Genomic DNA, 11,964 nt, shown 5'->3' on the forward strand with positions numbered 1-11,964 from the left:
GGTCCTCGGCGGCCGGGAGGCCGGCCGGTACGGCTACCCGGTCACCGACGAGCGCTGCGGTCTGGTCGGCGGCGGCTGCTGGCAGGCGTTCTCGAAGGCTCACACGCTCTACTGGAGCCCCGCCACCGGTGCCCGGGCGGTCAAGACCAACGGCGCCATCGGGCAGCGGTGGATCGCCTCGGGCCGTGAGCGCGGAACGTTCGGCTATCCCGTCTCCGACGAGACCGGGACGGGGACAGTGCACCAGAAGTTCCAGCGGGGCCTGATCACCTGGAGCCGCTCCGGCGGGACCCGGACGTACCAGTTCCGGGGCGAGTGCCACCACCTGAACACCGGCCGCTCCGTGCAGCCCACGCACAACGCCGGACGCGTCTCCCTGACCATCGCCGAGGGCTACGGGCAGTCGGCGGCGACGTTCGTCCAGTGCGTGCGCATCGCCGGCAGCTACGTGGAGGAGTGGCGGACCTCGTCCTACGTCGGCGCCAGCGGGTTCAAGAAGCCGGGTGTGCCCTCCGGGCACACCCAGTACCTCTACTCCCCGCAGGGCTCCTACTCGGTCACGGAGTCCTTCGGGGTCTACAACCCCGGCACGGCCCTGCCCTACCGGCAGCTCAACCCCAACTCGCGCTGGGGAGGGCGGCTCGGGACCCTGTACAACAAGTACTTCGAGTCCTCGGGCTACACCTGGCCCGACGAGAACATGTGGTACTTCTCGCTGTCCGGCGACTACCGGCTGGGCGTGGTGATCAACTACAACCGGCCGCCCGACTCCCCGATCGTCCAGGGCAACGGCTTCGCGATCTTCCTGCACGCGAACAAGAAGCCCACGGCCGGGTGCATCGCCCTGCACGAGCACGAGGTCGCCCGGTACATGCGCTCGGCGCGCCCGGGGGACCGGATCATCATGGGCGTGCGGGCGGACCTGTTCCGCTGAGGTCCCCGACCACGGGAGGAGGGGGCCGCGCGGTGCGAGGCCCCCTCCTCCTGTCGCGGACGGCGCCGCGCGGCTACTCGACGGTCTCGTCGACCTTCGCCTGCTCGCGCCGGCCGTAGGCCCACAGCAGCAGCTCGCTCGGCTCGCCGCGCAGCACGCGCACCGTGCCCGTCCGCCCGCGCCCGCCGCGCAGGGCGCCGTAGGAGGGCGCGATGAGCACCACGGTGTCGTCCTGGTCCTTGAGCAGGACCGTGGCCAGCAGGGCCAGTGCCCGCCAGAGGGACTTCTCCTCGTCGTGCAGCAGGGGACGGTCGTGCCACTGCGGCTGGGCGCGGCGCACGTCCTCGTGGTGGACGAAGAACTCGACCGTGTTCATCCGCTTGTCCAGCGGTCCGAGGCGGGCCGGGGAGTACAGCGGAGGGTGCTCGACCCTGCGCACGAGCTCGTCCCACGGAAGCCGGGTCACCGCGTCCTCCGCCCGGCGCGCCCGATCGCCCAGGAGGGGAAGACCGGGCAGGGCCTTGCCCGCGAGGACGTCCGGGCGGCCGTCGCGCAGCACGATGTGCACGGCGAGCTCACGGGCGCTCCAGCCGTCGCACAGGGTGGGGGCGTCCGGTCCCAGCCGGCGCAGGAGCGCGGCGAGGTGGCGCCGTTCGACGTTGGCGAAGTTGGTCACGTGGTCCCTCCTCGTGGCGCCGCCGGCGGTCGGCGGGCCGTGCGCCGCCCACGCTATACCGTGTCCGCCGCGGGCCGGAACCGACGGGCGGTCCGGGCTCAGCCGCGGGGGACGGGCGGACCCAGGTGGAGGAGAACCGAGGCCACGGCCGCGACGACGGCGAGTCCCGCCGGGACCGCCAGCAGCGGGCTGCGCAGCGACCAGGCCAGGAGCCGCTCGGCCACGGTGCGGGGGCGCTCGCCGCCGGGGGCCAGCCGCCAGCCGCCCATGAGAAGTCCGGCGCGGGCCGCGCGTCGTTCGAAGGGGATCGTGGCGCCGGGGACCACGGAGCTCGCCAGGCCCAGCAGCCCGACGGCCGGGGGCCACCGCAGGTCGACCCAGACGAGGCACGTCACGGCGCAGTAGGCCAGGAACACGAGCCCGTGCAGCATGCCGAACACCGGCACGAAGGACTCGGAGATCCCGCTGTACTTCAGCACCATGCCCAGGATCAGGAGGGCCCACGTGACGGCCTCGGCGAGGGCGAAGCGGCCGTAGAGCCGGCGGGGTGTCATGGGTGGTGCTCTCCTGTGTGCCGTGGGTGCGCGGGGGCCCGTGCGCCCTCCGCGTCCCCGATGATATCGGCTCGTCGGGGCCGGGGGCCCCGGGCCGGGGGAGCCTCGGGCGGCTCGATGCGGCGTCTCGTGAAGTGGATCACGACAACCCCTGGTAAAACCACACGAACTCACATAAACTCTCAGGAACGCAAGTCGTCAACGTGTCCCGTTTCGTGAGGTGGAACCATGTTCGCAGAGGAGCGCCAGGCCGAGATCGCGGTCCTGGTGGGCACGACTCGGCGGGTCAACGGAGCCGATCTCGCCCGCCGGTTCGACGTCACCATGGAGACGGTCCGCCGCGACCTCGCCGCCCTCGAGGCGGCGGGGAGGGTGCGGAGGGTCCACGGCGGCGCGGTGTCCGTGGACCAGTCGACCTCGGACGAGAAGACCATCCACTCGCGCCAGCATCTCAACACCCCCGAGAAGCGGCGCATCGCCCAGGCGGCGTTCGCCCTCCTGCGCAGCAGCGGGGCCGGGGCCGTGGTCCTGGACGCCGGCAGCACCGTCGAGGCGCTGGCCGAGCTCATCGTCCGGACCGACTCGACCCTGCCCGACGGGCAGGAGCAGCTCATCATCACCCACGCCCTGCACATCGCCGCCAAGCTCGCCGACGCGACCGGCATCGGGCTCGAGCTCGTCGGTGGACGGGTCCGCAAGCTCACCTGGGCCGCAGCCGGCAGCCGCGCCGCCGAGCACTACACGAAGCTGCGCCCGGACCTCGCCTTCGTGGGCTGCAACGGGATTCACGCCGAGTTCGGGCTGAGCACCCCGGACCCCATCGAGGCGGTCGTCAAGACCGCGATCATCCAGACCTCCCGCCGCGTCGTGCTCCTGTGCGACGCTGCCAAGTTCGATCAGGAGACCCTCATGCGCTTCGCGTCGCTGAGCGACATCGACACCCTCATCACCGACCGCGCTCCCGGACCGGCCCTGGCCGCAGCCCTGGAGGAGGCCGACGTCGAGGTGGTGCTCGCGTGATCCTCACCGTCACCCTCAACCCGTCCCTCGACCGGACGGTCGAGCTCCCCGCACCGCTGCGCCGCGGCGCGGTCCAGCGCGCCGAGGCCGCTCACCAGGACGCCGGCGGCAAGGGCGTCAACATCTCCCGCGCCCTCCGCGTGAGCGGGATCCCCGCCCTGGCCGTCCTGCCCGGCGACCCGGGGGACCCGCTGCTCGCGGAGCTCGCCGCCGCAGGGGTTCCCTACGAGGCCGTGCCCGTCGGCGCCGCGATCCGCTCCAACATCGCGATCACCGAGCCCGACGGCACCACCACCAAGATCAACGCCCCCGGTGCGCCCCTGGCGCCCGAGCAGCTCGACGCCGTGGTCGACCTCCTGGTCGAGCGCGGGGCAGAGGCCTCCTGGATCGTCCTGGCCGGCTCGCTGCCGCCCGGAGCGCCCGTGGACGTCTACGCCCGGATCGTCCGCCGTGTCCGTTCGGCCCTGGGGGAGCAGGCGCCCCGGTTCGCCGTGGACACCTCCGGCCCCGCCCTGCTGGGGGCGACATCCGGCGACGACGCCCTTCCCGACCTCGTCAAGCCGAACGGCGAGGAGCTCGCCGAGCTCGTCGGGACGGTCGACGGGGACCGGCTGGAGGCGGACCCCGATCTCGCCGCCGAGACCGCCGCCGCGCTCGTGCGGCGGGGAGTGGGGGCCGTGCTCACGACCCTGGGTGCCGGCGGGGCGGTGCTCACCGTCCCGGAGGGATCCTGGCACGCGATCCACGAGCCCGTGGCCGTGCGCTCCACCGTGGGCGCCGGCGACAGCTCGCTCTCCGGCTATCTCATCGCCCAGGACCGCGGCGACGGACCGCCGGACTGCCTGCGCCAGGCCGTGGCCTCCGGGTCCGCGGCGGCCGCCCTGCCCGGCACCCGCGTCCCCGCACTGTCCGAGACGACTCCGGAGGCGGTGACGGTGCGGGAGCTCACCGCCCGCGCCGTCTCCGGCTGACACCACCCCGCTCCGTCCGCACCACACCGTCCCTACCGCCTCAGCCGCACCACCGTTTCCGCACCACATCATCCGCACGACCCGGGCCACCCGCCCGGCCGCTCAAGGAGAACACCGTGTCCGAGCTCATCACGCCCGACCTGGTCTCACTGGACCAGGACCTCGGGAAGACCAAGGAAGACGTCATCGAGCGGCTCGCCGCCCTCGTGCAGGGCGCCGGCCGCGCCGAGCAGCTCGACGGGCTGCTGGCCGACGCCATCGCCCGGGAGAACAAGACCGCGACCGGCATCCCCGGGGGCATCGCGATCCCGCACTGCCGCTCGACGGCCGTCACGCAGCCCACGCTCGCCATGGCGCGGCTCGCGGAGGGCGTCGACTTCGGCGCGAAGGACGGGCCCGCCGACATCATCTTCTTCATCGCCGCGCCCGAGGGCGCCGACCAGACCCACCTGAAGCTGCTGGCGAAGCTCGCCCGCTCGCTCATGAAGAAGGACTTCGTGGCCTCGCTGCGCACCGCGAGCTCGGACGAGGACGTCGTCCGCCTCGTCGACGAGACGCTGGGCCTGGGTCAGCAGGCGGACACCTCGGCCGCCGGCGCTCCCGCCGGGGCCGCCGGCACCGCGGGCGCCTCCACCACCGCCGGAGCGTCCACCACCGCGGGCGCCTCGGGTGCCGCCGCCGCGCAGCAGCAGGCGGGCGAGCCGGCCGGAACGCCGGGGACCCGCAAGGTCGTGGCCGTCACGGCGTGCCCCACCGGCATCGCGCACACCTACATGGCAGCGGACGGGCTCAAGTACGCCGCGGACGAGATGGGCGTCGAGCTCGAGGTCGAGACCCAGGGCTCGGCGGGCTTCACCAAGCTGGACCCTGCCACGATCGCCGCGGCCGACGCCGTGATCTTCGCGACCGACGTCGACGTCCGCGAGCGCTCGCGCTTCGCCGGCAAGCCCTATGTGGCCGGCCCGGTCAAGCGGGGCATCGACGAGCCGAAGGTGATGATCGAAGAGGCCCTCGCCAACGCCGAGAACCCGAACGGGCGGCGCGTGCAGGGCGGAGCCGCGGCCGCGGAGGGGGAGACCTCCGGCGCCACCGAGGGCTGGGGCACCCGGATCCGCAAGGCCGTGATGACGGGCGTGAGCTACATGATCCCGTTCGTCGCCGCGGGCGGTCTGCTCATCGCCCTGGGCTTCATGGTCGCGGGCGCGGACATCGCCAACGTGGCCGACGACATCCTGGGCACCGCGACCCTGTGGAGCCTCGGCGACGTCACCGTCCTCCAGTACCTCGGTGCGGTCCTGTTCAAGATGGGCGCGCTGGCCATCGGGCTGCTCGTCCCGGCCCTCGCCGGCTACATCGCCTACGGCATCGCCGACCGGCCCGGAATCGCCCCCGGTTTCGCCGCGGGTCTCGTCGCCAACTTCATGGCCGCCGGCTTCCTCGGCGGCATCGTGGGCGGCCTGCTGGCCGGCCTGGCCGCGTACTGGCTGTCCAAGCCGCAGCTGCCGCGCTGGCTCGGTTCCCTGATGCCCGTCGTGGTCATCCCGCTGCTGGCCACCATGTTCTCCTCCGGCCTGCTGCTGCTGGTCCTGGGCGGACCCATCGCCACCTTCATGGCCTGGCTGACCGAGTGGCTCAGCGGCATGACCGGCGCGAGCGCGCTGGCGCTCGGGGCGATCCTCGGCTTCATGATGGGCTTCGACCTGGGCGGCCCGATCAACAAGGTCGCCTACACGTTCGCCGCCGCGGGTCTCGGCGCCGCGACCGCCGCCAACACCGCCCCGCAGGAGATCATGGCCGCCGTCATCGCCGCGGGCATGGTGCCCCCGCTGGGTCTGGCCCTGGCCTCGCTCGTCGCCAAGCGATACTTCACGGTGGCCGAGCAGGAGAACGGCAAGGCCGCGTGGCTGCTGGGCGCCTCCTTCATCTCCGAGGGGGCGATCCCCTTCGCGGCGGCCGACCCTCTGCGCGTCCTCCCGTCCACGATGGTCGGCGGAGCCGTGGCCGGTGCCATCTCCCTGAGCGCCGGAGTCGTCTCGCCGGCGCCGCACGGCGGCGTGTGGATCCTGCCCCTGATCGGCAATCCGCTGATGTTCCTGCTCGCCGTGGTTGTCGGTACCGTGGTCACAGCAGTCGTCGTCGTCGCCCTCAAGCACGTCGGCGGGGCGCACGCCAAGGTGGCCGACGCCACCGCCTCGCGTGGTGACTCCGCCGTCGTGCCCACCACCGCCTGAGCGGATGCCGGGGGCCCCCGGGGCCCCCGGCGACCACACCCGTCGACTCTCTTCGAGGAATGAGGAACACCATGCAGACACTGACAGGCGTGGGCGTGTGCGCGGGCCGGGTCATCGGCGAGCTCGTGAGCATGCCGGAGCCCGTGTCCGAGCCTGCCGCGGGACTGAGCCTCGGCGGCGAGCAGCCGGACGCGGCCGTGGCACGGCTCCACGAGGCCGCGGCCGCCGTCAAGGCGGAGCTCAAGCGCCGGGCCGAGGCCGCGACGGAAAAGGACGCCGCGGACGTGCTCAAGTCCACCGCGCTGATGGCCGGGGACAAGGCCCTCCTCAAGAACGCCGCGAAGCTCATCACGGGCGGCGGGCTCGCTCCCGAGCGCGCCCTGTGGGAGGCTGCGAGTGACTACGCGGAGCAGATGCGCTCGCTCGGCGGCTACATGGCCGAGCGCGCCGCGGACATCGAGGACGTGCGGGCGCGACTCGTCTGCCAGCTGCAGGGTCTGCCCATGCCGGGCGTGCCCCACCGGGAGACCCCCTTCGTGCTGACGGCCGAGGACCTCGCCCCGGCCGACACCGCGACCCTGGACCCGGAGAAGGTCCTCGCACTGGTCACCTCCGGCGGCGGGCCGCAGTCCCACACCGCCATCCTGGCGCGCAACCTGGGCCTGCCCGCCGTCGTGGCGGCCCGGGGCGTCGAGGCGCTGGCCGACGGGACCGCTGTGTTCGTGGACGGTGCCTCCGGGGAGATCCGCACGGAGCCGGGGCCCGAGGAGCAGGAGCTCGTGGCGGCCTGGCTGCGCAGCGCCGAGGCGCGCAGCAGCTTCGACGGCCACGGCGTCCTCGCGGACGGCACCGAGGTCCCGCTGCTCGCGAACGTGGGAACCCCCGAGGACGCCCGGGCCGCTGCCGCGGCCGGCGCCCAGGGCGTGGGCCTGCTGCGCACCGAGTTCTGCTTCCTCGGCCGGGACAAGGAGCCCTCGGTCGAGGAGCAGGTGGAGCAGTACACGGCCATCCTGGCCTCGTTCCCCGGTCAGAAGGTCGTCGTCCGCACCCTCGACGCCGGCGCCGACAAGCCGCTGCCGTTCCTCACCGACACCGAGGAGCCGAACCCGGCCCTGGGCGTGCGCGGCTACCGCACCGACCGGACTGTGCCCGGCGTCCTCGGCCGCCAGCTGGAGGCCATCGCGCTGGCAGAGGAGGCCACGGAGGCGCAGGTGTGGGTCATGGCCCCGATGATCTCCACGACCGCCGAGGCCCAGGAGTTCGCCGCGATGGCCTCCGCGGCCGGACTGCGCGTGCCCGGGGTCATGGTGGAGACGCCGGCCGCGGCCGTGACGGCGGACCAGATCCTGCGCCACGTCCGGTTCGTGTCCCTGGGCACCAACGACCTGACGCAGTACACGATGGCCGCGGACCGGATGCTGGGCTCCCTCGCCGAGCTCAACAACCCCTGGCAGCCGGCCGTCCTGCGCATGGTCCGCTACACCGTGGAGGGCGCGCGCCGGGCCGAGGCCGAGGGTGCCGGGGAGCGCAACGTCGGCGTCTGTGGTGAGGCGGCCGCCGATCCCGCACTCGCCGTCGTGCTCGTGGGCCTCGGGGTGCACACCCTGTCCATGAGCGCCCGCGGGCTCTCCGCCGTTGCCGCCGTCCTGCGCAGCGTCGACCTCGCCACGGCCCAGGGCCTCGCCGAGCTCGCCGTCCAGCAGGGCAGCGCGGAGGAGGCCTCCGCCGCCGTCCGGGCCGAACTGCCCGTGCTGACCGAGCTGGGTCTCTGACCCGGCGCCGCACTTCCGCCGACCACCCCGCCGGGCCCCGGGATCCGGGCCCCGAAACCTGAAGGAGAACCACCATGGCAGAACGCACCGCCACCATCGCATCGTCCGTGGGCCTGCACGCCCGTCCCGCCGCGATCTTCGCCGAAGCCGCGGGCGAGTACGACATCGACATCACGATCGCCGCCGAAGGCGAGCCCGAGGACGAGGCCATGGACGCCTCCAGCGTCCTGTCGCTCATGTCCCTGGGCGCCGGCCACGGTGACAAGGTCGTTCTCCGCGCCGACGGCGACGGCGCGGACGAGGCGCTCGACGCACTCGTGCGCATCCTGGAGACGGACCACGACGCCGAGTAGCGCGCCACGCTCCGTGTCAGCACGGCGCCCGCCCACCGCACGGTGGGCGGGCGCCGTTTCCTCTTCCGCACCGGAACGGCGCGGAGGGTGCCCGGCCCCGCACCGTTAGACTGACCCGTGCCGGCCCCCGCCGGCCCGTCGGCCTCCCGGCCGGACCGCCTCGACGACCCCGACGATTGAGAGAGACTTGCGAGACTTCACCGCGCGCTTCGCCACCGACCAGGAGATCGCCGACTGGGACGCCCGCGTCACGGCGAACCCTCACGGCGGCAACATGCTGCAGTCAGCGTCCTTCGCGGAGGTCAAGGCGGAGCACGGCTGGCGTCCCCGGCACCTCGTGCACGAACCGGTCGACGGCGGACAGGCCTCCTGCAACCTGGTCCTCGAGAAGCGGGTTCCCGGTCTCGGCCGCCTCTGGTACATGATCAAGGGTCCCGACGTCGCCACCGTCGAGGACATCCCCGGGATCGCCGAGGCCAACGCACGGCTCGTGGCCGAGCAGCGTCTCGACGTGTTCGCGATCAAGATCGAGCCGGACGTCCCGGACTCCGACCACGCGCGCGGGGTGCTGGCCCGCGCCGACCTGAAGAAGTCCTTCAACATCCAGCCCAACGACTCCACCGCCGTGCTCGCGACCGACGCCGACGAGGAGACCGTCCTGAAGTCCCTGCACTCCCGCGGGCGCAACGCCGTCCGGCGGGCGCTGCGCGAAGGCTGCACGGTCGAGCGGGTCGAGCTGACCGAGAAGAACATGCGCAGCATGTATTCCTTGATGGACACTGTCGGCCAGGGCGCCGCGAACATCGATCTGCGCTCCTACGAGTACTACGCGGCGTTCTGGACTGCCTTCGAACGTGCGGGGCAGGGGCGGATGTACTTCACCTACGAGGACGGTGAACCCTCCGTGGGTGCCTACGTCATCGCGTACGGGCGCAAGGGCACGTACAAGGACGGTGGGTCCAAGCCCCGGCGCCGCCAGTACGGCGACTCGCACCTGCTGCAGTGGACCGCCATCACCGACCTCATGCGGGACCACGGGATCGTGGAGTACGACTTCTGCGGGACCCCGCCCAGCGACCAGCTCAAGAACAAGGAACACCCCTACTACGGGCTGGGCCTGTTCAAGACGAGTTTCACCAAGTCCGTGATCGACTGGGTGGGCGTCCACGACCAGGTGCTGAGCCCGGCGCGCTACGTCGTGTGGAACACCGCGGCCGAGAAGGTCGCGCGCCAGCTCTGGGTGCGCCGGACCGGCCAGCCCTTCTACTGAGCCGACCCCCGACCCGACGCCCAGCACCGGGGACCCGCCCCGGCCTGACACCTCGGTCCAGGAAGGAGGAACGCCGCGTGCTGACCGGTCAGCAGCCCCCTCTGCGTCCCGTCGCCACCTATCCCTCCTCCGGTGCCGGGGAGGATCCGGACGCCCACGTCGTCGAGCCGTTCGGTCCCGACGGGGGCACGACCCTGACAGGGGCGGGCCGTCCGGTGGGCGGGTCCACGGCATCCCCGGTCCGGCCCACGGAGTCCCAGGCGCTGCACGCCCGGCGCCGCGCCGACACCGCCGCGTCCGACGTCGTCCCGGACGCACCGCAGGCGCTGCCCGTGCTGAGCACGGGCCTGATCCGCAGCCACGGCGCCACCCCGGACCCGGAGAAACGACGCGAACTCCTGTCCGCGGCCGAGACCGCGCCGCAGACGACGACGGCCCGCCGGCGCCGCCGCACCGACACGGGTCCTGTCTCCCGCCCCGAGACGACGGCGATCGGCCCCCTGCCCGACCAGGGCAAGAGCGCCGATCGAATGCAGCGCGGGGCCTACCCCTCCACCCGCGCGCGGACCGCCCGACCCGGAGGGCGCGCCCGCTTGCGCTCCATGCTCCAGGGCGAGGCGGCACCGACGGCCCCCATGCGGGTCGTGGACCGGCTGAACGCCTCACCGTTCGCGAACCTGCGCCGTTTCGGCGAATCCACCGGACGGGAGGCCCGGCGCACCCTCAACTTCGCCCTGCGGCTCGCAGAGACCATGTTCCACTACGGCGCGGACGCCCTCGACGTCGAGAGCGCCATCGTCGCGGTGTGCGCGACCTACGGGGTCGAGAACGTCGAGGTCGACATCACCAACCAGGCCGTGACGATCAACTATGTGGAGGACACCCAGGACGACGGGGGCGTGCGCACCCGGGAGGACGTCTTCAACGACCCGGATACCTCGAGCCACACGGTGATGCGCGTCGTGCGGTCCTGGACCGACAACTACGCCGGGCTGGGGGAGACCCACCAGCTGGTCGCGGAGATCGCGAACGGGGAAATGCCCCGCTCCGAGGCCGAGCGGCGACTGGACGCGATCAACGCCAAGCCCAAGCCGTACCCGCGGTGGATGGTGTCGGCGGCTCTCGTCGTGGCCGTGATGGCGCTGACCATCGGCATGGGCGGCAGCGCGACGGGTGCGGCCGTCGCCGGGGTGTCCTGGGTCGTGGTGCAGTCGGCCGCAGGCCGCCTGAGGGGCTGGCGGATCCCCGAATTCTTCGTCCTGGCGACGCAGTCGGGAATCGCGACCGTCTTCGCCCTGCTGCTCTCCTGGGCAGGCCTGGACCTCTCGCCGGCGTTGGTGATCGCGGGTGGGATCATCCTCCTGCTGCCCACGACCCGGATGGTCTCGACCATGCAGGACGCCATCAACGGCTTCCCCGTCACCGCCGCGGGGCGGCTGCTCTCGACGTCCATGGCCTTCCTCGGCCTCGTTGCCGGCATCGCCGGCGGTGTGTCGATCGCCGGATATCTCGGGATGCCCCGTGTCGACGTCGCACAGGGCACGTTCGTCCCGGCCTCACCGGTGGTCAACACGGTGTTCATGCTGGTGGGCACGGCCCTGCTCGCGCTCTCGATGCACGCCAAGCCGCAGCACGTGCTCTCCAGCGTTGTCGCCGGCTTCGCGGGGTTGCTGGTGTTCCACGCGGGGATCGCCGTGGGCCTGGGCGGTCGCATGGACGCCGCGATCGCAGCGGTGATCAGTGCGTGCGTGGCGACACTTCTGGCGGCCCGACACCGTGTGCCCCAGCTGATCGTGGCGATCCCTGCCATGACGTTCCTGTTGCCCGGGCTCTCCATCTTCCGGGGAATGTACATTCTCAGCGTCGAGACGGAGAGCTACGCCGAGGGCATCGTGGTGCTGGCCAACGCCATGGCGACGATCATGGCCCTCGCCTCCGGCGTGGTGCTCGGCAAGTACCTCATGCGCCCGTTCGTGGGACACCTCAACGGCACCAGCGCGCGGCGCAACCGGCGTCGCTGATCTGCCCGTGCCGGTCGCCGGGGGTGTCGGTTCAGAAGGGTGGTGGTTCGTCGAGGGGCGGCGGTCCGGGGGGCAGGGGTGGTGGGTCCTGCGGCGGGTCGTGGCTGGATCGGTCCTCGGTGAGGTGGTCGGGGAGGCGCAGGGGGCTGAGCAGGGGGTGGT

The 11,964-nt window shown here is 72.7% G+C and carries 10 protein-coding genes; 8 read left to right on the forward strand and 2 right to left on the reverse strand.

All coding sequences use genetic code 11. The features are described 5' to 3' along the window. Positions 1–934: L,D-transpeptidase family protein (locus ACH9EU_RS00640; RefSeq protein ID WP_396411992.1), on the forward strand; the 934-nt coding region annotated here is incomplete at its 5' end. Positions 935–1,007: 73 nt separating this feature from the next. Here the strand turns inward: ACH9EU_RS00640 and ACH9EU_RS00645 are convergent. Both ACH9EU_RS00645 and ACH9EU_RS00650 read right to left on the reverse strand, forming a co-directional pair. Beyond that, positions 1,008–1,610 (reverse strand): TIGR03085 family metal-binding protein, encoded by a 603-nt coding sequence (locus ACH9EU_RS00645; RefSeq protein ID WP_396411993.1) that lies wholly within the window; start codon positions 1,608–1,610, stop codon positions 1,008–1,010. A 98-nt stretch (positions 1,611–1,708) separates the two neighbouring features. After that, entirely contained in the window at positions 1,709–2,164 is a 456-nt protein-coding gene (locus ACH9EU_RS00650; RefSeq protein ID WP_396411994.1) for a DUF3817 domain-containing protein, read from the reverse strand. Positions 2,165–2,392: 228 nt separating this feature from the next. On the opposite strand from ACH9EU_RS00650, the gene ACH9EU_RS00655 reads away from it, so the two are divergent. The 7 genes from ACH9EU_RS00655 (at position 2,393) to ACH9EU_RS00685 (ending at position 11,802) form a co-directional block, all read left to right on the forward strand. Then, entirely contained in the window at positions 2,393–3,184 is a 792-nt protein-coding gene (locus ACH9EU_RS00655; protein ID WP_396411995.1) for a DeoR family transcriptional regulator, read from the forward strand. Next, on the forward strand, positions 3,181–4,155 hold the full coding sequence (locus ACH9EU_RS00660; RefSeq protein WP_396411996.1) for a hexose kinase: 975 nt from the start codon (positions 3,181–3,183) through the stop codon (positions 4,153–4,155). Before ACH9EU_RS00655 ends, ACH9EU_RS00660 begins: the two co-directional genes overlap by 4 nt. A 116-nt stretch (positions 4,156–4,271) precedes the next feature. Next, positions 4,272–6,386: a fructose-specific PTS transporter subunit EIIC gene (locus ACH9EU_RS00665; RefSeq protein ID WP_396411997.1), complete on the forward strand. Its 2,115-nt coding sequence runs from the start codon at positions 4,272–4,274 to the stop codon at positions 6,384–6,386. 71 nt (positions 6,387–6,457) lie between these two features. Next, on the forward strand, positions 6,458–8,158 hold the full coding sequence (ptsP, locus tag ACH9EU_RS00670) for a phosphoenolpyruvate--protein phosphotransferase (protein WP_396411998.1): 1,701 nt from the start codon (positions 6,458–6,460) through the stop codon (positions 8,156–8,158). Positions 8,159–8,232: 74 nt separating this feature from the next. Further along, positions 8,233–8,511: an HPr family phosphocarrier protein gene (locus ACH9EU_RS00675; protein ID WP_396411999.1), complete on the forward strand. Its 279-nt coding sequence runs from the start codon at positions 8,233–8,235 to the stop codon at positions 8,509–8,511. Positions 8,512–8,698: 187 nt separating this feature from the next. Next, positions 8,699–9,781: a peptidoglycan bridge formation glycyltransferase FemA/FemB family protein gene (locus ACH9EU_RS00680; RefSeq protein ID WP_396412000.1), complete on the forward strand. Its 1,083-nt coding sequence runs from the start codon at positions 8,699–8,701 to the stop codon at positions 9,779–9,781. A 77-nt stretch (positions 9,782–9,858) separates the two neighbouring features. Next, positions 9,859–11,802 carry a threonine/serine exporter family protein gene (locus ACH9EU_RS00685; RefSeq protein ID WP_396412001.1) on the forward strand — a complete coding sequence of 648 codons (1,944 nt, stop codon included), beginning with the start codon at positions 9,859–9,861 and terminating at the stop codon, positions 11,800–11,802. Positions 11,803–11,964 lie beyond the last annotated feature (162 nt).

Origin of the sequence: Kocuria rhizosphaerae, from assembly GCF_044462265.1 — a bacterium.
Taxonomy (GTDB): Bacteria; Actinomycetota; Actinomycetes; order Actinomycetales; family Micrococcaceae; genus Kocuria; species Kocuria rhizosphaerae.